The following is a 22,617-nucleotide window of genomic DNA, read 5'->3' on the forward strand; positions in this document are numbered from 1 at the left end:
TCCCCTTTTAAGCCGATGAAAAATATTTTCGTTTGCCTCTCGACAGGAGGATTTTTTTCAGGCTATTTTCTAAGCATGCCACGGTCGTGGCAGCGTCGCTCGGACGGTCCGGGCGCTAACGTGAATCTGAGGATACTATGGCTGATACCCGCCCTGAACGTCGCTTTACGCGTATTGATCGTCTCCCTCCCTACGTTTTTAACATTACCGCTGAACTGAAGATGGCTGCGCGTCGGCGCGGCGAAGATATTATTGACTTCAGCATGGGGAACCCGGATGGGGCAACGCCTCCTCATATCGTCGAGAAACTCTGTACGGTGGCTCAACGCCCGGATACGCATGGTTACTCGACCTCACGCGGTATCCCGCGTTTACGCCGGGCGATCTCCCGCTGGTATCAGGAACGTTACGATGTGGATATCGATCCAGAAACGGAAGCGATCGTCACTATTGGTTCGAAAGAAGGGTTAGCGCACCTGATGCTGGCAACCCTTGATCATGGCGATACCGTGCTGGTGCCGAACCCCAGTTATCCCATCCATATTTATGGCGCCGTCATCGCTGGCGCGCAGGTACGTTCGGTTCCGCTGGTGGAAGGCGTGGATTTCTTCAACGAGCTGGAACGTGCGATCCGTGAAAGCTACCCGAAACCGAAGATGATGATTCTTGGTTTCCCCTCCAACCCGACGGCACAGTGCGTTGAGTTAGAATTCTTCGAAAAAGTGGTTGCGCTGGCCAAACGCTACGACGTGCTGGTGGTCCACGATCTGGCCTATGCCGATATCGTATATGACGGCTGGAAAGCGCCGTCAATTATGCAGGTGCCGGGTGCGCGCGACGTGGCGGTGGAGTTTTTCACCCTGTCGAAAAGTTACAACATGGCGGGCTGGCGCATTGGCTTTATGGTGGGCAACCAGACGTTAGTCAGTGCGCTGTCGCGGATTAAGAGCTACCACGATTACGGAACCTTCACGCCGTTACAGGTGGCGGCGATTGCCGCGCTGGAAGGCGATCAACAGTGCGTGCGTGATATCGCTGAGCAGTATAAACGTCGCCGCGACGTACTGGTGAAAGGCTTGCATGAAGCCGGATGGATGGTCGAAATGCCAAAAGCCTCGATGTATGTCTGGGCAAAAATACCGGAGCAGTACGCGGCAATGGGGTCGCTGGAATTTGCGAAAAAGCTGCTCAACGACGCCAAAGTGTGCGTGTCGCCGGGGATCGGTTTCGGCGACTACGGCGACACCCATGTGCGTTTCGCGCTGATAGAAAACCGGGATCGTATACGTCAGGCGATCAGAGGTATTAAGACCATGTTCCGCGCAGACGGCCTGCTGCCTGCGGGGGCGAAATCGGTAACAGAAGGTACCGAGTAGAAAAGCAAACAGGAGCCATCTGGCTCCTGTTTTTTGCTGCATCTTTTCAATTTAGATCATCAGGGCAAAAGTACCGGCCCAAACGATGACCATAAATGAAATGCCCATAAAGAAATATTTCACGTTTCATCTCTCCGCGTCGCTTTAAGCACGCCTAAATGAACTTAAATTTACCTGTGTATAGAGAGCTGGTGCCCGCCAGAATGAGATTGAGAATGTTCTCCGTCTTTCTTGTGGCATCACCTCAGAATTCTGTGCGTTATCGCTCCAGACGGCGCTAATGTACGCCTAAAAATGAGGCGAGACAAGAGGCATTTTTTTATTTACTTTTAGTAACTTACAACTGTCGTGATTCGGCGACAGTTTAATTTCTGACGGTAATAAATTGCTATTCAGCGACGCTATTGCTGTTCAGAAAAAGTCACATAAAAACCAGGTGGTTAACAGGGATATTGAGGTGAAAAGATAGCGCCGGGCAATAAAAAAGGCCTTGCGGCCTTTTTTAAACATACAACGATGCTTCCCCTAAAGGGCGCGTTTTGAAACGACGATGGATCCAGAGATATTGCTCAGGTGCGCGCATAATCTCTTTCTCAATAATCTTGTTCATATAGGCTGCCGCCTGGTTCTCTTCTTCCGGGTAGCCTTCCATTTCTGGCGTGATATACAGACGATAACCTGAGTTATCACCTTTTCTGATCATGGTGACGGTCAGCATCGCTGCGCCGGAAAGGCGGGATAACACATAGGTGCCGTTAGTCGTTGCGACGTCTTTGACCGCGAAGAAGGGAGCAAATGAACTGCCTTTACGGCCGTAATCCTGATCCGGGGCGAACCATACGGCTTCACCTTTTTTCAGCGCGCCGACGATGCCGCGCAGATTGTTGCGCCCAATCATCGCTTTATTTGAACGCATGCGGCCCCGCGTCTGAACCCACTCCATCAGCGAGTTATTGTGCGGGCGGTATGTCGCCATCATCGGCTGGCACAGCCCCATGACCCGACCGCCTAATTCCAGCGACATAAAGTGGACGCCAACGACCATCACACCGCGTTTTTGCGCTTGCGCCTGCATGAGGTTATCCAGACCGTCCACATCAAACCATTTACGTACCCGCTTATCAGGCCAGAACCACGCCATACCCGTTTCAATAAGTGCCATACCGAGGGAGTGGAAGTTCTCCACTATCATCTTTTCCCTTTCTTCCGGCATCAGATTGGGGAAGCAAAGCTCAAGATTCTTACGGGCGATGGATTCGCGACGTTTCAGAAAGGGACGGGCAAGTCTGCCGGTTCGTGTACCCAGGAAGCGTAAAACGGGGTAGGGAAGCAGCACCAGTAACCAGAGTACAGTAAGACCAAACCAGGTAAGCCAGTAGCGCGGGTGCAGTAGCGCACGAGAAAATTTGCATTGTGGGAACATAAATACCCTCTGTTGATACGAACAATATGTATCGCAGAAGATTCATTGTCCGCAGCGGTACACTCACGATAGTTAGGCCATCATGTACGACAATGGTTCCTGTAAAGAGTGTAAAGCTTAGTCAGGACAAAACCACGAGGGGCATGAATGCTTGGATAACTAATGTACCACCGGGGGATTAATATCAGCCAGAAATTATTAATTAAGATGCGTAAATATTTTTTGATGGGGGTGAAGGATGACGCGAATGTGCTGCTTGTCATGGCATTACCCACATCACACAGTCTGAAATATCAGGTACTGGCACTGCATTTCCACTCTTCCTCTTATTTTATTCATTTTTCTGTTTTTCATACTGAAATATAAGGTTTTTTTATTGGTATTTTTTAAATTTCCGATCGCCGGTGACGATCGATCTATGTATTTTTGATTGTTATTTCCTATTGAAATTATGATATTGATCGTTTTTGTCGATCTAATTGATATTTTGTATAATAATAGTACTCCTCTGAGTAGGGGTTTGTTTCTGCTTCGCAGCTTAACTGACTTTTATTCTGGTTACGGCTTTTACATCTGCGTCATAGCCCAGGCATTACCTGGGGGGATGAGCTCCCGTCAGCGTAGCTCGTATCCTGCTATAGCAGAGTTTAAGTATTCATGATTAACCGTGAGCTTAAAGTTGGTCTCTTATGCAACTGAGTAAAGTGTTTCTTGCTGTTGTTTCTGCGTTATGCGCAACAAACGCGGTGGCGACAAATATCAACAATAATCAGGAAAGCACAATTGATTATTTATGGAGTGATACCTCTCCCACGAATGTAGGATATGAAACTAACGGTATCCTGAATATTATTCGTGGTGGTGAAGTACAAACTGATTTATTAAAGATTGGCAGAGCCGGTTCCAACGGAATCGTAAATGTTGTCGATGGTGGAAAATTGACAATCAGGGCTTCCAGTTATTCTTATCCTTTAGATATTGGCGGTACAACAGATGTTTCCAGTACTCAAAGCAAGGGGGGGACTGGTACGCTCAATGTTTCTGGTGAGGGGAGTATCGTTACTGTATCTGTGGGAACCCGTGCCATGCAGGTTGGCGCTGGCGCCGGAAGCGGTGTACTGAATATCACTGATGGCGGTAAATTTTATCATGAAGATCCGAGCATATCATTCGGTGGAATATGGATTGGTGGACGAAGAGCAACATCTGCGGAGACTTTTGGCATCGTTAATGTTGATGGTAAAGGAAGTGAGCTCAGGACTGCCAGTCGAATTATTGTTGGAACATATGGCTCTGGAAGCCTCATCACATCGAATGGCGGGGTTACTCGCGCCGAAGCTACTATTCAGGTAGGAAACCAGGCGGAAACGAAGGTCTACGATAACCTGCTTAAAGTTGATGGAACGGATTCAATAGTCTCTGCGGGGGGCATATTAACCGTTGGACTTGCTGGAAGAGGAACCGCGGTTGCTTCCGATAACGGAACGTTGAGCGCTCCGGAAATCCGTATTGCGAGCAGTGCAGGTTCTTTAGGGGAATTAGCAACCGGCGCCAGAGCAGGCGAGAATGCTGTCGCTGCGGGAATGATCGACGCTCAAAAAATTATTTTTGGTTCCGGAAATGGCGTATTGACTCTGAATCATACCAGCAGTGATTTTTCCCTTGGGGCAGATATCAGCGGTAATGGGGCAATAAATGCGTTAAGCGGAGTTTCTGCGCTGTCTGGTGATAACTCAGCTTATCAGGGGGACTTTAATATTGATGCTCCTGCCACGCTGGTTATTTCAGAACAAAAAAATATCGGCTCCAGTGATATTGTGGTTACTGGCGGCACACTGGCGATTGATACCGAACATGACTGGCAGTTTATTAACCTGCTGACGGGGCAGGGAACGCTGGCAGTGAATACCGGGGGGAATATTTTTGATTTTAACTCCTCTTCATTAACCGATAATTTCAGCGGCATTCTGGCGCTTAAAGAGACCTTATTTCACCTTGCAGATACGAATACAGCTGCGCTGAAAACTATTTGGCTAAAGGTGGGCCAGGGAGCGACAGTTAAAGTGGGGCCAGGACAGCAGGTTATTGATGGACTTGCCTTTGACGGCGGTACGCTGGTTTTTGGCGATATTATTCCGGGCCAGACGACGACAGAAAATACCGTACATACCACAGGAATACTGGATATTTCAGGTCAGGGAACCGTACAGGTTACAACGGGAGCGGCCTTCAGTAACGACAGACCAACGCCGGATACTCATATCCCTCTTCTGGAACAGGATAACAGCAATATTCTTGTTCAACTTGTGTCCAGTGACGGAGGCGTTGTCGGTAACGGTGGTAATTTAACGCTAACTGACCAGAGCAGTAATGCTATCAGTGATGCTGTTGAAGCCGATATCGCCCAGAATGGCGTGGTGGTGGCGAAAGGAACGTATGACTATCGTCTGACCGGCGGTGACAGCGATGACGGACTTTATGTCAGCTATGGCCTGACCCAGGTCGATTTGCTGGGTAAAGACGTCGATGCGCTTATCCTTGATGCGAACGGGAAAAGTGGCAACGCGGCTGACCTGAGCGCCAGAGTGACCGGTAGCGGCGATCTGGCGTTTGACAGCCAGAAAGGCCAGACGGTGACGCTGTCGAATATGGACAATGATTACAGCGGCGTCACCGATGTGCGCAGCGGTAATCTGGCGATGCTGAACGATAACGTGCTGGGAAATACCCGCGAGCTGAAACTGGCTGGCGATACCGGGTTTGATATGCGCGGTCATTCACAAACCATCGGCAAGCTCACGGCTGAAAGCGGCTCTCTGACCGATTTGAACGGCGGTCATCTGACGCTGACAAACGGCGGTGAAGCGTCTGGCGTACTGACGGGCGACGGGGAGCTCACCGTTGCAGGCGGAACCCTGAATGTCTCCGGGGCGAATACGGGGCTGAAGGCGACGACCACGATTGCTCAGGGCGCGACGGCGGTGCTGGATAATACGCTGGGGCTGGGAACCGGAGATATTGTTGCCGCCGGACTGCTTAATCTGAGCAACGCCACGGGCGTGCTGTACAACAGCATCAGCGATGCCGGGAAAGTCGCACTGGATGCCAGTGATGTGGTGCTTGCTGGCAACAATAGCCATTTTGCCGGGACCTTCGACATCGACAACGACTCCACGCTGACGGCCTCTTCCGCGCAGCAGTTAGGCACCTCCGCGATTCAGAATGCCGGTAAGTTTGTGCTGAACACTCACGAAAACTGGTCGCTGGAGAACGGTGTTACAGGTAGCGGGAGCGTGGTGAAGAATGGCAGCGGCAACGTCACGCTTAGCGACAGCGCCCAGTGGACCGGCGCGACGGATATCAATGCCGGTGGTCTGACTCTGGGCAGCGCGGATAACGCGTTCACGCTGGCCAGTCATCAGGTCAATATCGGGAAAGACGGGCGCTTATCCGGGTTTGGCGGCGTAGCCGGAAATATGGCTAACCAGGGCACGCTATTGATTGGCGATGACGTCAGCGCGGCTCGCAGAGCGGTTTCTTCACCTGTCAGCTTTACCGTAGGCGGCAATCTGACGAACAGCGGCGATATCTGGACCGGAAGCAAAGGTAAAGATGCCGGTAATCAGCTTGTGGTAAACGGGAACTATCAGGGAGATGGCGGTCATCTTCATCTGAATACCGCGTTGAATGATGATAATTCCGTCACGGATAAACTGATTGTTAAAGGAAACACCTCTGGCACAACCGGCGTCAGCGTGACGAATGCTGGCGGTTCTGGCGCGCAGACGATCAATGGCATTGAAGTGATTCATGTTGATGGTCAGTCCGACGGTGAGTTTACGCAGGACGGCAGGATTGTGGCCGGGGCGTATGATTATTCACTGGCCCGTGGTCAGGGCGACAACAACGGTAACTGGTATTTAACCAGCCATAAGACAGATCCAAATCCGGGGCCGGGCCCGAAACCTGAACCCGATATCCGTCCTGAACCGGGCTCCTGGACAGCTAACCTGGCGGCAGCCAATACGCTGTTTGTTACGCGGCTTCACGATCGTCTTGGCGAAACGCAGTACATTGACGCGCTGACGGGCGAGAAGAAAGTCACCAGCATGTGGATGCGTCAGGCGGGCGGGCATAATGCCTGGCGGGACAGCTCCGGTCAGCTTAAAACCCAGAGTAACCGCTATGTGATGCAGGTAGGGGGTGATGTTGCCCGCTGGAGCGGCGACGGACTGGATCGCTGGCACCTTGGCGTCATGGCCGGATATGGACACAACAGCAGCAACACGCGCTCCTCATCGACAGGGTATCGCTCTGACGGTTCCGTGAACGGCTACAGCGCCGGGGTGTATGCAACGTGGTATGCCAATGATGAAACGCATCAGGGCGCTTATCTGGATTCATGGGCACAGTACAGCTGGTTTAATAACAGCGTCAAAGGCCAGGATATTCAGAGCGAATCGTACAAATCCAAAGGGATCACCGGGTCGCTGGAGCTGGGGTACACCCACAAGCTGGGTGAATTTGCAGGAAGTAAGGGTTCTAAAAATGAATGGTTTATCCAGCCGCAGGCGCAGGCCATTTGGATGGGCGTCGAAGCTGACGATCATCGTGAATCGAATGGCACACGTATCAGCGGTGAAGGGGACGGCAACGTTCAGACCCGACTGGGCGTCCGTACTTTCCTGAAAGGCCACAGCGTGATTGATGAAGGCAAAGCGCGCGAGTTCCAACCGTTCGTGGAAGTGAACTGGCTCCACAATACGCGCGATTTCGGCACAAAAATGGATGGTGTCAGCATCCGGCAGGAAGGCGCGCGTAATCTGGGTGAAATAAAAACGGGCGTTGAGGGGCAAATTAATCAACAACTCAATGTCTGGGGGAATGTCGGCGTCCAGGTGGGCGATAAAGGATACAATGACACCTCAGCAATGATAGGGATTAAATATAATTTTAAATAGCAGAAAGGGGGCGTCGTGCCCCCTTTCTCTGTCGTGAGTTCTCATCTTTATAACATTAAAAAACAATTTTCTTCAGGAAGAATAGAGTGAGGGATGAATGATTGTAATCTCAGAAAATAGTTTTTTCCATCTTGGGGTTAGCGCATTAGTAGAAAGAATGGCATTGAATACCACCCGTAATTTGATTGTGTTTGATACGGGGCGCGATTGTCTCTATATGCTTGATACTGAAGAGGCAAAGATGCCTTTTTTCCATGAACCGATTTTGATTTTTTCACATTGTCGGCGTATTTATCTCACCGAGAAAAACAGAAAATTCAAAATCGAAACGCTGCTATCAAAAACGAAATCTCATCCCGCTGTCAGACGGAAGCGAGAAGTATTAACCGTAAGTGAGTTACGCGTCATAAAAAAAGGATCAGTCAACGACGAATTGCAGAACAGTTCAAGGTCAGCGAAAAGACGATCAGTAATCAAAAAATGAACGCCTTGCGAAAGCTGAGCATCAATAAAACAACAAAGTTTTTCGTTGAGTATCTGGCCTGGCTGAGATTGTGGCATGAGTATGTTGAGTATAAAAACAATCAAATGCGAAAACCGGTTAAACTCTCTGTCATCACGCCTGAAACCTTTACAAAAAGGCGGAGTGAGGTTTTAATAGAGGTTTAATCTACGTAAGCCAGGATGACAATGAGTCTTGCTTATATTTAAAGGGACTTTTACAGAACTCAATGAAACAACATGCTGGGGGATTGGTGGGAAACAAGCTAGTTTTTGTGATCGTATTCTTAACCATCACTATAACCGGCATGGTGACTTTTTGGCTGGGTGCGTCCAGCCGGGTAGATAATGACAAAAGAGCATTAATCCAGCGCGTAGATTCGCTGCTGTTTGAAGCGAAACAGATATCAGATTCGTTGACCGCGCATTTAACAGAACGCTGCTCAGATGAAACGGTGCGTATGCTGACGAAACAGATACACCGTTATCCGCATATTGGGGGCATTTTCCTGTTGCAGGATTCGCAGGTATATTGCTCATCCGGGATGGCAAAACCTGAACTCAGCAATTTAACCGCAGGGGAGAACGGTAATCGGCTATTTTTAGTTGATGAAACGCCGGCATTTCGCGGGGAGCCTGTATTAGCCTACGTTACTGTGAGAGGAAATAACGCAATAGTGGTGACGATCAGTACCTACTGGTTTAAGTCGCTGCTTGCAGACAGTCATTTACTTGTTAACGTGAATGGAAATATTCTCTCCGATGATAAGTTAATCAGTACAAACAGTATTGATTTTCAAAACTCCGCCTGGCAACAATCTAATATGTTTGATTATCAGGTAATGGAATACCCGGAACATACGGGCATTGCTTCTGTTCTTAACTTTATTTTTATTCTCTTTTTATCCGCAGCGATTGCCGTCCCTGCCGCTTTTCTGTTTAACTATACGCTACAACGAATCGCGATGTCCCGGTATATACAACTTCGCCGGGGGCTGCGCAAACAGCAGTTCGTTCCTTATTACGAACCCGTCATGAATTGTGCTTCCGGGGCGTTATATGGCGCAGAAGTGGTCATGCGATGGAAGAAGGGGAACGATACATCCGTTATTAATGAAGAGATTATCTCTCTGGCAAATAAAACCGGGATGATATCTCCATTAGTTAACTTCATTTTACGACAGGTGGAAAAAGATATACTCTCTTTACGCCTCAGACTGCCGAGAACATTCTACATTAATTTCCGACTTAGTGAATCGATGATCGCTATGCCAGAACTTATTGATTCGTTTGTTGAGTTTCAACAACGCTTGCCCAGCGATGTAAAACTGACGCTGGAATTTCCTGAGGTTGTTTATCGTGATACAACGCTTGAGTTTGATTCAGTTCTCAGGAGGTTACGTGTTGAAGGCATTAAAATTAAAATGAGTTCCTTATTTTTAGAGCGTTTAAATGCTGACCGTAATTTATACCTTCCGGTTGATGCTGTCAGAATTGAAAAGTCAATTACCGGATTAATCTCGGACTCCAAAGAACCTGTCGCGAGTGTTGATGATATTATTCGTTCGGCGGTAAATAAAAATTATACGATTATCGCGGATGGTATTGAAAATGATCAGCAGTACCACTATTTATCACTGCGCGGTGTTGTTTTACAACAGGGGAATTACTGGTCAATGCCATTGTCCAGTTTTCATTTAATGCAGTATATTATTCAGAGCGATAAAGTATTACTGTGTTAATTTCTGATAATAATGCGAAATTTATCGATATATCATGCGCATATTACCCGGAGTAATATGCGCATGATATATCAGGACTTAAGTTGTAGCGCGATCTCAACCACATATTTACCCTGGTGGCGGGCGATATCCAGTTCACGACTGTCACGAATGATCCACCACGGATTACCGCCATTGCTGAATGTTTTTTTATTCGTCAGCCGTCTTTTTCTGCACGTCCAGCCAGCCAACGGCATACCGCCGCCCCGATAAGGGGGCGAACGGCATGCGTCAGACGTTGTGAAGATGTCATGTCAGGTTCCACGGTCAGACAGCCCAGCAGGAGCAGCCAAGCGCGCCAAAGAACCCTTTCAGATCCGATACCGGCAGGCTGGATGTCCATGCGCCAGCATGATCGTGCCCGTGCAGGCCGCAGCCGTGAGAGCAACCGCAGGAGGCCATCGCCATTTGTCGTACGGCAAGCGAGTTTTTCCCCGCGCCTTCTGGCTCTCCCCATGCGGCGTAGCCTTTGAAGGTGCGCGTCGGCGACCAGTCTGGCATCGCGGGTGGGACAGGATTGTCATCCAGGGATTCGAAAGGACCCGCCCCCCAGACGATTTTTCCGCCCACCATCGTTAATTCTGAAGACAGGAAGGAGATCTCATCCTCGGCGCAGGCAAAAAAGTCTTTGTCCGGCACAATGAGGTCAGCGAACTGACCGGCCTGAATACGGCCTTTTTTACCTTCTTCATTGGAGAACCAGGTGACGTTCTCCGTCCACATTCGGAGCGCTGTTTCCCGATCCAGGCAGTTACGACGCGGATAAAGCTGCATGCCTCCCACGGTTTTCCCGGTGATCATCCAGGCGAGAGAAACCCACGGGTTATAGGATGCTACGCGGGTGGCATCCGTACCGGCGGACACTTTCACCCCTTTTTCCAGCATACGGGCAATGGGCGGCGTGGCTTCCGCAGCGCCGGCACCGTAACGCTCAACGAAATATTCACCCTGATATGCCATACGGTGCTGAACCGCAATACCGCCGCCTAACGCCGCGATACGATCGATTGAACGCTCAGAAATTGTTTCGGCGTGGTCGAAGAACCAGTTAATCCCTTCAAGCGGGATATCCTGATTGACCTTCTCAAAAACATCGAGGGCGCGAGAAATGGTCTCGTCATAGGTGGCATGCAGACGCCAGGGCCAGCGGTTTTCCGCCAGAATGCGAACAACTTCTTCCAGCTCGCCTTCCATTTCCGGCGGCATATCCGGTCGCGGCTGGCGGAAGTCTTCGAAATCCGCCGCTGAAAATACCAGCATTTCACCGGCGCCGTTATGGCGGAAGTAGTCGTTACCCTGTTTGTAGGTGACGGAGCGGGTCCAGTTGAGGAAATCCTCTTTCTCTTCCTGGGGTTTCTGCGTGAAGAGGTTATAGGCCAGGCGCACGGTCATCAGATTTTCATCCGCAAGTTTCTGAATAACGGCGTAGTCATCGGGGTAATTCTGGAATCCGCCACCGGCGTCGATGACACCGGTTACGCCCAGACGATTCAGCTCACGCATGAAATGGCGGGTGGAGTTAACCTGGTAGTCAAACGGCAGTTTGGGGCCTTTGGCCAGCGTGGCATAAAGGATGCCTGCGTTGGGGCGTGCCAGTAATAATCCGGTAGGATTGCCTTTCGCATCGCGGGTTATCTCGCCTCCGGGTGGTTCCGGCGTCTCTTTTGTATACCCGACAGCACGCAAAGCCGCGGCGTTCAGGAGCGCACGGTCATAGAGATGCAGCAGAAACACCGGGGTGTCCGGCGCAATGGCGTTGATCTCTTCGATGGTTGGCAGACGCTTTTCCACAAACTGATGTTCAGTAAAACCGCCAACCACGCGAACCCACTGCGGTGCCGGGGTGATGGCTACCTGCCGACGCAACATATCCATCGCGTCAGCCAGCGAACGTACGCCATCCCAGCGAAGCTCCATATTGTAATTAAGCCCGCCGCGTACTACGTGCGTGTGGTTATCAATCAGCCCGGGTAATACCCGTTTGCCTTTCAGGTCGACGACTTTGGTTGCCGGACCTGCGAAGGCCATAATTTCAGCGTCGCCGCCAACCGCGAGAAACTTCCCGTCTTTGACTGCGACGGCGCTGGCGGTTGGGTTGCTTTTATCGAGAGTGGTAAACAGACCATGATGCAGAATAACGTCTGCGACAACATGTTGTGTCATGAGCGTTTCTCCTCTGAGGAATGACTGTCTTCAGCTGCCTGGCGGCCGGGGAGCTGCCCGAAGATATGGCTGATGGCATGTGTTTTGGTACAGGCCGAAGAAAAGGCTGTGCCGGACAGAAGTTGTTTGCCTACCGGAATAACTTGTTCGCCGACCAGCATTCCCAGCAAGCCAAGGAGGGCTATCAGCGGTGGGGCGGGGGAGCGGACATTCAGCAAACTGTAAATAATGCCGACAAGAAGTCCGGCACCCAGAGAAAGGATATACATTTTCATGCGGACCTCATCAGGACAGGCGCAATGCGTGGTGCATTACGCCTGCCGTAAATCAGTTGGAGGTGTTATTTAGCCGGGTTTGGGCCGATACGTTCGCCGTGTTGTACGCGCTCAGGCGCTTTATGAACCATAGTATAGGCATAATCGACGCCCATGCCGTAGGCGCCGGAGTGTTCACGCACGATATCCATAATGCCGTTGTAGGTCTCTTTACGGGCCCAGTCGCGCTGCCACTCAAGAATGACCTGCTGCCAGGTTACCGGTACGATGCCTGCCTGAACCATACGATCGATAGCGTATTTGTGCGCATCAACGGAGGTGCCGCCGGAAGCATCAACAACCATATAGATTTGATAATCCGCGTCTTTGACTGCACACAGGGCAAACGTGGTGTTACAGACTTCCGTCCACAGACCGGAAACAATCACTTTCTTACGACCATTCGCCGCCAGTGCATCACGCACGTTCTGATCGTCCCATGAGTTCATTGAAGTACGTTCCAGGATGTTGTTTTCCGGGAAAACGGCCAGGAGTTCGGGATAGGTGTTACCGGAAAAACTTTCGGTTTCTACGGTCGTGATGGTGGTGGGGATATTAAACAGTTTTGCCGCTTTGGCCAGGCCAACAACGTTGTTTTTCAGTACCTGACGGTCAATAGATTGTACCCCGAAGGCCATCTGGGGTTGCTGGTCGATAAAAATCAGTTGACTGTTCTGCGGGGTGAGGACATCAAGGTAATGAGACATATCACTTTCTCCTGAACTAATATAGTGTAAGCACAACATGATTAGAAATGCGCATTCCCGAAGAGAATAATGCCGTGTTATTCCTTCCTGACGTTCAACATTTTCCCGTCGCATTTATTTCATGTTACGGTATACGTGCTGTCAGCAATGTTCGTTCCTTATCCGCGTACTCTTCCTTTTTATTTGTTATCCATCCGTCATCTGATTAATGACAGGGGAATATCTTTACCATCATTTTGATCTGTCGATCAGAATGTGACGACAGACTCAGTTTAGAAGTTTTATGGCTAACATCAATGTTCAAAAACATTACTCACTGTCTTTTAAAATGTGACAATCATATTTTTCTCATGTCTTGTTTAAGAATTTTATACAACATGTTTAAGAAAACTTTTGGAAACTTATTATTTATTAAATATTGTTCCTTGTCATGACTCATGGGGTTTACGATTTCACCACCGGTAAACTATTATAGGGACTGTATTCATAACAGGACAATCATACGTCCCGTATCTGGTGACAGTAATGCATTTAGAAGATATTCGAATTTTTGTAACCATCGTAAATATGGGAAGTTTTACAGCAGCAGCCGAACACCTGAGTCTATCCAAACAATTTGTCAGCAGAAGAATGGCCGCGCTGGAGAAAAAAGTTTCAGCCCGATTACTGGTGCGAAATACCCGAAAGTTGTCCGTTACGGATACCGGCCAGGCTTTTTTTCATCATGCCCGGCGCATTCTGGAAGAGGTTCATGAAGCCGAGCAGGTTATCTCCGCCCGGCAGCAAAAACTGGCCGGGTCATTCAGGATTAGCCTGCCGATGACATACGGCATCAGGCGACTTGCCCCCCTGATTGTTGAATTTCAGGCGGCGCATCCAGAACTTACCGTTCATATTGATATGAATGACAGATATGTTGATGTGGTGGGCGAAGGCTACGATATGGTTTTGCGCATCGGGAACCTGATGGACTCTACCTTAATTGCTCGCTGTCTGGGTAAATTACCGATGGTGATTTGCGCCAGCCCGGATTATCTCCGTTTGCACGGTACGCCTCTGGCGCCTTCTGAACTGGCGCAGCATAGCTGCCTTTTGTATGGTCGGGAGGGGCAATTCGGCTGGAAATTGACGGAGGAAAATTCACCGAATACGTATGCCGTCAGAGGCAATCTGAGCAGTAATAACGGGGACGTGATCCGCGAGGCCGCAGAAGCGGGGGCCGGTATTGCGCTTTTGCCGCTTTTTATCGTTGAAGACTCGCTGCAACAAGGCGCTTTAGTGCAGATATTGTCTGATTACTCGCCGCCTCCGCTGACGATCAGCGCGCTGTATCCAAAACATCGCCAGCGCAGCGCAGTGACCCGGATCTTATTGCCATTTCTGGCCGAAAGAATTGCCGGCATCGTCGACCCGATTAAAAAAGCATGAGTGATGTAGGGGCTGATGTTGTCAACTAAATCAGGATAGTGAATATGTTATTTGAGTATTGATGGGCTCAGGCAGTGACATAAAATGGCCGTGTCAAGCCGACGCTGATAACTATCATATGATCATCAAAGCGATGTAATCCCTGGTATTCCAGAAGGGATAAGATGTTCGTTGCTCTTTAAAATTATGCTTGCCTGATGTTCGGTTGAAATTAAACGCGTTCTCTTTTTTCTGTCATATCGCGTCTGACTTGTCCTGGCGTTTTCCCAAAGTATTGATGGAATCGTCTTGAAAAGGCTTGCTGACTGGAAAAACCTACGATAAAGGACACATCCATTATCGGTGTTCTGGTTGTCGATAAAAGTTCAAAGGCCTTATTTAATTTTAACTCTGTCACATACTGACCAAGGGTTACGCCGGTATGTGATTTGAATATTCTCTGGAGGTGCCAGGGCGAATATCCAGATCTCGCGGCTATGTCAGTAATTCGTAATGGTTTGTCTGTATTGTTGTGGAGCCATTCAAGTAGAACGTCGAGCACACTTTTGTACATGATAATACATCTGCCATTTTCGGTTATTGATTATGTATCAACGTATCATAATCATAATGCTTATATCGAACTTTATTGTGCAGTTTTTTTGATGATAACCAGCAATAAAATTATGCAGCATCGGTAACCTTGTTGTGTATGTTGGTAGTGTCTTATGAGCGCTTTTATTTTGAGGATTGAATATGAAAAGAATTGGCATCAATGGTTTCGGTCGTATTGGCAGACTGGTATTACGCCGGATTCTGGAAACCGAACTGAATGTGGAAATTGTCGCTATAAACGATCTTACCTCGCCGGATGTTTTGGCTTATTTGCTGAAATATGATTCAAACTATGGTCCCTTTAACGGCACGGTTTCCCATGCTGACGGTTCAATTATCGTCAATGGTAAAGTCATCAAAGTATTTGCTGAGAAAAATGCGGGTGATATCCCCTGGGGTAGCCTGGGTATTGATGTTGTTGTGGAATGTACCGGTTTTTATACTTCAGCAGAAAAAGCGAATGCTCATATTGAAGCCGGGGCGAAAAAAGTGCTTATCTCCGCGCCTGCTGGCGATATGAAGACCATCGTTTATCATGTGAATGATGAAACGCTCACTTCTGCTGATAACATTATTTCCGTTGCGTCCTGTACGACAAACTGTCTGGCGCCGGTGGCAAAAGCCCTGAATGACGCCTTTGGTATTAAAGTCGGTACGATGACGACGGTACATGCTTATACCGGCACCCAGGCTCTGGTGGATGGTCCCCGAGGTAAAGACTTCAGGGCTTCTCGTGCTGCGGCGGAAAATATTATCCCGCATACGACAGGGGCGGCCAAAGCGATTGGTCTTGTTATTCCTGAACTTAACGGGAAACTGAAAGGTCATGCCCAGCGTATTCCGGTAAAAACGGGTTCAGTGACGGAGTTAGTGACCGTCCTGAATAAGACCGTCACCGTTGAAGAGGTCAATAACGCGCTGAGAAATGCAACAGTTGATAATGAGTCATTTGGCTATACGGATGATCCAATTGTATCGTCTGATATTATTGGCATCCATTTTGGTTCCGTTTTTGATGCGACCCAAACGGAAGTAACAGAATTTGATGGCGTGCAACTGGTCAAAACGGTCGCTTGGTATGATAATGAATACGGGTTTGTGACCCAGTTGGTCAGAGTATTGAAGAAGTATATTTCCCTCTGATTTTTGTTGAAAAGAAACCCCTGCACAAAAATGCGGGGGTTTTTAAATGGTGATATAAATTTAGGTTATGTCAGATTTTTATTGTTGATGTGCGCTGTCGTTCAGGTAATGAAAACGGCAAACATGGCTTCGTACTGCGTAAGAAAAGGAACCGGACAGAAAAGGAATAGCAGGCATGATAAGCGTGACATATTTTATACCGCTGAGTGGAAGTAATCCGTTTGCTTCAGTAGACTTTTCCTACAGGGTTTGAATAGCGAAACGCGGCAGGTGACGTCATCACCATGTATCGGCCTGCCTGAGGCTGTGGTTTGCAGGGACAATTGTTCAGGATAATGTGACTTTCCGTCAGTCAGGCATTATCTGTTGAGGAGTTATCTGAAAATGAAAGCTGCGGCTGACAATATTCTGTTTCCTGCTCTTGAGCAGACGTTCATGGCAGTTGTCCTCGTCGACGAGCGTAACCGGGTTCTGTTCTTTAACGAAGCCGCAGAGAAATTGTGGGGCTATTCCAGGGATGAAGTGCTTGGCCGGGATATGAATATATTAATTCCCGGGCCTCTGAAGCATGTTCATGGGGATTATGTCCACCATCACCGCGACGGGGGAAATTCCCGGGTTGTCGGGATGAATCGTGAACTTCAACTGGAACGAAAAGACGGCACGCAGGTCTGGACCAGCTTTTCGCTCTCCAAAATAGATGTGGATGGCCGCATCCACTACATGGCCGCCGCCCGGGACGTCAGCAAAGAGGTGGCCAGGCGCGAGCAAAACCGTCTGTTGTTGCTTGCCGTCAATAACACGGACAGAGCCGTGGTTGTTCTGGATGAACAACGTCGTATTGTCCAGACCAACCGTGCGTTCACCAGCATGTTTGGATATGGCGCAGATGAAGCCATGAACCAGGTGTTCCCTGATTTCCTGCTGTCTTCAGGAAACAGCGATGATGCGCTAAAGCGTGTGGAAGAACATCTGCGGGGAAGTCGCTGGTTTCAGGAAGAACTCCTCACCGCGACCAGAAACGGCAGGGAGGTCTGGAGCCGGGTTTCGGTAAACCCTGTCCTCAATGAGCGTGACCACCGCCAGACCCGTAACCTTGTCGTAACCTTCGTTGATATTACGGAAGAACGTAATATTCGTAATCTGGAACGGGATGTACTGGCCGCGCTGACCAGCCGGATGACTTTCCAGGAAACGGGTGATTACATCTGCCAGCGAATTGGAAATATTGCGCCAGGCGTACTGGTCTCGGTATGCCGGATCGTCGATAACCGGATGCGCCCGTGGGCAGCTCCCGGTTTTCCAAAAGAATATGGTGAATACTGGGATGGCGTGGCCGTCGGTGAAGGCGTGGCAAGCTGCGGTACTTGTGCTGCGCGTGGCGAGCCCGTCATGGTCCAGGATATCAGCACCGATCCTCTATGGGCTCCCTATAAACATCAGATGTTGCCTCATGGTTTTCGGGCATGCTGGACATACCCTGTAAAACGTCGAGATGGTTCCGTGGCAGGGACGTTTGCTTTTTATTTCAGGACACAGAATGAGCCGGATACATTTCTGGTTCGCATTGCCGATGCCAGCGTTCATCTTTGCGCTCTGGCGATTGAGCGGGAGGAAGGTCGCCAGCAAATCGACCGACTGGTTCGGTTCGATGCCCTTACGGGGCTGCCCAATCGTCAGTATCTCTATCACCATCTGGATAAACTGCTGTCGGGTAACGAGCCGGAACTCGCCGTGTTTTTCCTCGATATTAACCGTTTTCGTAAGGTGAATGAGTCACTGGGGTATTCCGCTGGCGACCAGGTGATTATCACGCTGGCTAACCGCTTGCAGGAGAGGTTTGGGCCGCATCACTTTATCAGCCGGGTGGGTGGCGCGCAGTTTGTCGTGGTGGCGAGCGCCTGTCGTGTTGATGAGGCCTCACACCTGGCTGAGCTTATGCAGCATATTGTTGGCGCTGAAATGAGCGCCGCCGGGCAGACCTTCGAGCTTAAAGCCTGTATTGGGATCAGCCATTCCATTGGCGGCGACAGGGAAACGCTGCTGGCCCACGCCGAGAGCGCGATGGAGCGGGTACGTGAAAGCGGTGGAAGCTATCAGTTTTTTAACCCGGAACTGAATCAGGCCGTCATGCAACGTCTGAAACTGGGCATGGCGCTGCGAAATGCGATTACGGAGGGTCATTTGCGGCTGGAATATCAGCCTCAGATCAGGGCTGCGGACGGGCAGGTATACGGTTTTGAAGCGCTGACCCGATGGCACGATCCGCACGCCGGCGACATCTCTCCAGGGACGTTTATTCCTCTGGCTGAAGAGACGGGAGAGATAGAGCATATCGGCCTCTGGGCGCTGCGTGAAGTCTGCCGACAGCTTTTTGAATGGCGGGAAAAGGGCACGAATGTGTCGGCAGTATCTGTAAACCTGTCTGCCCATAACTTCCGTAAGCCTGATTTACCCCGTTATATTGCCGACCTGCTGAATGAATATCAGCTGCCCGGCAATATCCTGACCATTGAAATTACGGAAAGCGCCATGATGGAACTGACGGACGAGATGCTTGCGCGGGTCAGGGAGATTCGCGCGATGGGCGCGGGGGTCTCAATGGATGATTTTGGCACCGGCTTTTCCAGTCTGGCCAGCCTGGCGTATCTGCCGGTGACGGAGGTCAAAATTGATAAAAGCTTCATTGACCGGTTCGCCCGCGATCGTCGCGTCAATGCGCTTGTCGAAGCGGTTGTTAGTATTGGGCATAACCTCGACCTGACGGTTGTGGCGGAAGGTGTGGAAAATACCCATCAGCATCAGCAACTGAGAAAAATGGGCTGTTCCGTACTTCAGGGATTTCTTTTTTCCCGACCATTGTCGGCGAATACGTTACCGGTATGGCTAGAGGCTTACCGTTCACCCTTGCAGGATGCACAATCATGAAGAAAAAACTGTTACAGATGCTGAATTTGCGTCTGCTTATTATTGCTTTTGCGTTTCTGATGACCCTCCTTACTCTTTTCAATAGTTTCTATTCAGCCTGGCGTGTCCAGAAGCAGGTACTCATTGAGAATGAACTCAGTGAAAACCAGGCATATGCGGAGAGGATTGCTTCCACTATTGATTTGTATCTGGCGGTTTTCATGGAGCGTCTGGAATACAGTGCGAGCGTCATCGGTCAGCATTTCGATGATGAGAGCATTATCGCTGGAGAAATTATGAGGATGCAGCGGCGAGATTTTGGTTTTGATTCCGTTACGCTGGTGGATGAAAAAGGCAAAATTATTGGCGTGCTGCCTGAATCCCTGAACCTGAAGGGGAAAATGCTGACCACGCCAGGCGGCGTCGAGGCTCTCAAAGAAATGCAGCCGACGGTCAGCAGCGCCTACAATTCACTGTCCGGTAATCTGGTGGTGTATATTTCACATCCCGTCAGGAATGCGCAGGGGAAATACCTCGGTTTTATTGGCGGCGCGATTTATCTGCAAAGAAGCAACGTTCTTTCTGCGCTCATTTCTAATCATTTCCGCAATGATGACAGCTATATTTATGTCGTTGATAAAAATGACCAGCTCTTATATCACCCCGATCCGGCCCGCAGAGGGGAAAAAGAGGAAGGCAATGCCGCAGTGAAAGCCGTGGAGCAAGGGCTGAGCGGCGCGATGGAGGTGACAAACTCCCGTGGCGTGGAAATGCTGGCGGGGTATGCCAGTATAAACACCTCGGGCTGGGGCGTTGTGGCGCAAAAACCAAAAGATAAAACCCTTACTGCGCTTGATGGGCTCATGTGGCAAATGATACGCGGCGTTGTACCGCTGGGTATTGTGGGGTTGTTTATTCTCTGGTGGCTGGGGAATGAAATCGTCAGACCATTGCGTCAACTGGCGGATCACGCCATTTCGATGGACAGCGATGAGTCCGCAGAAAAAGTACGAAACGTTCGATCATGGTATATCGAAGCCTCCCGACTCAGGCGCGCGTTGCTTCAGGGAATGGAATTAATCCGGGAGAAAATGAAATGGCTGAACGATCAGGCCAGCACTGACCCGCTTACCGGCCTGGTCAACCGACGGGCGGCAGAGAAACTGCTGGCTGAATACGAACATCAGCAGCGACAGTTTGCGGTGATTTCTCTGGATATCGATCGCTTCAAAGCCGTCAACGACACGTTTGGTCATGACATTGGCGATGTTACGTTAAAAGCGCTGGCGCAGCTGCTGAAGCGAAGCTGTCGTAAAAATGATACCGCCTGCCGTATGGGAGGAGAGGAGTTTATGATGTTTTTCCCGGAGACGTCGGTAGAGGCTGCGGCGGATATTGCGGAGCGGCTGAGAAAAGAGGTCGCCGCCGCAAAGATAGAGACGGTAGGGCATATCACCATTTCTCTTGGCGTGACGGTGTGGCCGTCGGGCGTTGACTCTGTCTCTCAGGCGCTGAAACGGGCTGATGAATTGATGTACCAGGCGAAACAGGCGGGCAGAAACCAGGTGGTCGCAGGATAAAAAAGCAGGCGAATACCTTATTCGTATTCGCCTGTTATTGAATTATTTGCCCGTGTATTCAAAGACGATAATAGAACCTGGGTTACTCAGATTATGCGTTGGATGGTTGGATTCATCCATCACATTACCAAAGTTATCCGTCGCCACGTAGATTTTACGGGTGTCCGGGCTCACCAGCACCATGCGGTAACGGTTTGCCGTGTGGAAATATTTCGCGACGTCACCCTGGACATCTTTCTTATCGGCATTCAGCAGAACACGGTACAGCGCGCCATTTTTCATGGAGCTGATAATCACCGAGTTTCGCCAGCCTTTAATTACGCCGTTTTCCGGGTAGTATGCCACGCTGGATGGCGCAATTGTCGGCCAGCAGATATATGAAGAATCCGGGCCGCAGCTGGCGTCGTTATAGGTAAAGCCTTCTTTGACCGTAAAGAACGTTTTAATCGGCGCTTTAAAGTCTGCGGCTTTCCACTCTGTTTCTTTCTGGACAGGAACGCCTGCCGGAATATGGTTAGGGTCCCAGGTCAGAGACGGGCAATTCGCCGCTTCAGAGTAGTTGGCATAAACGTAAGCCTGATCGTCCTGGAAACCGGCAATGTGTGGCCAGCCATAGTTGCCGCCGGGTTCGAGGATATTCAGCTCGTCATCGGAGGATGGCCCTTGTTCGGATGCGTAAAGGGTATCGCCAATAAATACCAGTCCCTGAGGGTTACGGTGTCCGTAAGTAAACAGGTGGCTTTTGATGCCTTTAATAACGGGGTTATCATCTGGAATAGAGCCATCGGTATTCAGACGCAGCACTTTACCGGCATAGGCGGTATAGTCTTTATTCTTCAGTTCATTCTCAGTGGGAATACGCTGAGCTTCGATAGGTTTACAGAAATTCGCGCCCTGGTTATGCCCTTGTTCACCGATGGTATAATACAACTTCCCGTCCGGGCCAAAGCGCAGGCGTCCACCGTTGTGGTCATTGCCTGCCGGGAATCCAGCCAGGATCTCTTTTTCATTACCCAGCTTCTGGGTTTTTTCGTCATATTCCAGGCGAACGATTTTGGCGTGTTCCTTGTCGCCGTTCATATAGGTATAGGCCGTATAAACATAATTATCGCCACCCGGTTTCATGAAGTTCGGTGACAACGCCAGGCCCAGAACGCCTTCATGCTGCGGCCCGGTATGAACCCCGCTCAGCGTAATGGCGACTTTTTTCTCACCGGTTTTCGGGTTGATACGATCGATAGAAGCGGCTTTACGTTCGGTTACCCATAAATAATCATCCGGCCCCCACACCATATCCCACGGGGCATCAAGCCCGCTAATGAGGACATGCGCGGAAAAAGGTTCTGAGGCTTGTATCTCGGTTTGTTTTGAATTTGCGGCCTGTGATGAGGTTGCGGCATAACTAACGCCAGATATGGCAAGGGCTAACGTAACAGCCTGACTGATGCGCTTTATTTTATTATTCATCATTGCGTTCCTGTATATGATAAATAGTTTCGACGGATGTCGAAATTTTCGAAGATGTAACAACCATTGTCCTTGAGAGGTAATTTGTCAAGTTGCGCCAGAAGCCGATAATTTATTAAAAATGAATCTGTTGCGATAAGGTGGAATAAGTCGGTTTGGGTGTGTCGGCATTGGAGTGTTGTTTAACGTGTTGTTTGTACTGAATGTTTTCTCTGGCAGTTGTTAGAGGTTCATTTGTTGGCTTCTCACAATATCGCGATATGAATTTATTG

Annotated in this window: 15 protein-coding genes and 1 pseudogene; 9 read left to right on the forward strand and 7 right to left on the reverse strand. The window is 49.6% G+C overall.

What is annotated here, in order from left to right; all coding sequences use genetic code 11:
* The first annotated feature begins 137 nt into the window (after nucleotides 1-137).
* Nucleotides 138-1,376 (forward strand): alanine transaminase, encoded by a 1,239-nt coding sequence (alaC, locus tag OGV82_RS11770; RefSeq protein WP_012131405.1) that lies wholly within the window; start codon nucleotides 138-140, stop codon nucleotides 1,374-1,376.
* 51 nt (nucleotides 1,377-1,427) lie between these two features.
* Here alaC and ypdK read toward each other — a convergent pair whose 3' ends face one another.
* Together ypdK and lpxP are read right to left on the reverse strand one after the other, a co-directional pair.
* Nucleotides 1,428-1,499, reverse strand: coding sequence for a membrane protein YpdK (ypdK, locus tag OGV82_RS11775; protein ID WP_010723117.1), 72 nt, complete (start codon nucleotides 1,497-1,499; stop codon nucleotides 1,428-1,430).
* A 379-nt stretch (nucleotides 1,500-1,878) separates the two neighbouring features.
* Entirely contained in the window at nucleotides 1,879-2,799 is a 921-nt protein-coding gene (gene lpxP / locus OGV82_RS11780; RefSeq protein WP_101744049.1) for a kdo(2)-lipid IV(A) palmitoleoyltransferase, read from the reverse strand.
* 1,085 nt (nucleotides 2,800-3,884) lie between these two features.
* Here lpxP and OGV82_RS22885 point away from each other — a divergent pair.
* From OGV82_RS22885 to OGV82_RS11795, 4 genes and pseudogenes are all read left to right on the forward strand, one after another.
* A pseudogene (locus tag OGV82_RS22885) lies at nucleotides 3,885-4,112 on the forward strand (hypothetical protein); the annotation flags it as partial.
* Between the two features lie 315 nt (nucleotides 4,113-4,427).
* On the forward strand, nucleotides 4,428-7,760 hold the full coding sequence (locus OGV82_RS11785) for an autotransporter outer membrane beta-barrel domain-containing protein (RefSeq protein ID WP_233606775.1): 3,333 nt from the start codon (nucleotides 4,428-4,430) through the stop codon (nucleotides 7,758-7,760).
* A 97-nt stretch (nucleotides 7,761-7,857) separates the two neighbouring features.
* Nucleotides 7,858-8,244: a hypothetical protein gene (locus tag OGV82_RS11790; RefSeq protein ID WP_101744047.1), complete on the forward strand. Its 387-nt coding sequence runs from the start codon at nucleotides 7,858-7,860 to the stop codon at nucleotides 8,242-8,244.
* Between the two features lie 247 nt (nucleotides 8,245-8,491).
* A complete protein-coding gene (locus OGV82_RS11795) occupies nucleotides 8,492-10,003 on the forward strand; it encodes an EAL domain-containing protein (protein WP_101744045.1) in 1,512 nt (503 codons plus the stop codon).
* A gap of 306 nt (nucleotides 10,004-10,309) precedes the next feature.
* On the opposite strand, the gene OGV82_RS11800 is transcribed toward OGV82_RS11795, so the two are convergent.
* The 3 genes from OGV82_RS11800 to OGV82_RS11810 form a co-directional block, all read right to left on the reverse strand.
* Nucleotides 10,310-12,205 (reverse strand): amidohydrolase, encoded by a 1,896-nt coding sequence (locus OGV82_RS11800; RefSeq protein WP_012131414.1) that lies wholly within the window; start codon nucleotides 12,203-12,205, stop codon nucleotides 10,310-10,312.
* Complete coding sequence (locus tag OGV82_RS11805) at nucleotides 12,202-12,480, reverse strand: XapX domain-containing protein (protein ID WP_012131415.1); 279 nt, start codon at nucleotides 12,478-12,480, stop codon at nucleotides 12,202-12,204. Before OGV82_RS11805 ends, OGV82_RS11800 begins: the two co-directional genes overlap by 4 nt.
* 65 nt (nucleotides 12,481-12,545) lie before the next feature.
* Nucleotides 12,546-13,226: a hydrolase gene (locus tag OGV82_RS11810; protein ID WP_012131416.1), complete on the reverse strand. Its 681-nt coding sequence runs from the start codon at nucleotides 13,224-13,226 to the stop codon at nucleotides 12,546-12,548.
* Between the two features lie 525 nt (nucleotides 13,227-13,751).
* On the opposite strand from OGV82_RS11810, the gene OGV82_RS11815 reads away from it, so the two are divergent.
* Nucleotides 13,752-14,654: a LysR family transcriptional regulator gene (locus OGV82_RS11815; protein WP_047462258.1), complete on the forward strand. Its 903-nt coding sequence runs from the start codon at nucleotides 13,752-13,754 to the stop codon at nucleotides 14,652-14,654.
* Nucleotides 14,655-14,865: 211 nt separating this feature from the next.
* Here OGV82_RS11815 and OGV82_RS11820 read toward each other — a convergent pair whose 3' ends face one another.
* Complete coding sequence (locus tag OGV82_RS11820; protein WP_071818848.1) at nucleotides 14,866-15,207, reverse strand: helix-turn-helix transcriptional regulator; 342 nt, start codon at nucleotides 15,205-15,207, stop codon at nucleotides 14,866-14,868.
* Nucleotides 15,208-15,389: 182 nt separating this feature from the next.
* Between OGV82_RS11820 and gap the strand changes: the two genes are divergently transcribed.
* From gap to OGV82_RS11835, 3 genes are all read left to right on the forward strand, one after another.
* The gene (gene gap / locus OGV82_RS11825; protein WP_047462261.1) at nucleotides 15,390-16,391 is read left to right on the forward strand and encodes a type I glyceraldehyde-3-phosphate dehydrogenase; all 1,002 of its coding nucleotides are present in this window, start codon (nucleotides 15,390-15,392) and stop codon (nucleotides 16,389-16,391) included.
* A gap of 384 nt (nucleotides 16,392-16,775) precedes the next feature.
* Nucleotides 16,776-19,319 carry an oxygen-sensing cyclic-di-GMP phosphodiesterase DosP gene (dosP, locus tag OGV82_RS11830; RefSeq protein WP_047462264.1) on the forward strand — a complete coding sequence of 848 codons (2,544 nt, stop codon included), beginning with the start codon at nucleotides 16,776-16,778 and terminating at the stop codon, nucleotides 19,317-19,319.
* Nucleotides 19,316-20,878, forward strand: coding sequence for a sensor domain-containing diguanylate cyclase (locus OGV82_RS11835; RefSeq protein WP_047462267.1), 1,563 nt, complete (start codon nucleotides 19,316-19,318; stop codon nucleotides 20,876-20,878). Before dosP ends, OGV82_RS11835 begins: the two co-directional genes overlap by 4 nt.
* A 42-nt stretch (nucleotides 20,879-20,920) precedes the next feature.
* Here the strand turns inward: OGV82_RS11835 and OGV82_RS11840 are convergent, their stop codons facing one another.
* On the reverse strand, nucleotides 20,921-22,345 hold the full coding sequence (locus OGV82_RS11840; RefSeq protein WP_200029234.1) for a glucose/sorbosone family PQQ-dependent dehydrogenase: 1,425 nt from the start codon (nucleotides 22,343-22,345) through the stop codon (nucleotides 20,921-20,923).
* Nucleotides 22,346-22,617: the final 272 nt, after the last annotated feature.

The sequence above is a fragment of the Citrobacter sp. CK191 genome, from assembly GCF_030333435.1.
In the GTDB taxonomy this organism is placed as follows: Bacteria; Pseudomonadota; Gammaproteobacteria; order Enterobacterales; family Enterobacteriaceae; genus Citrobacter_B; species Citrobacter_B koseri.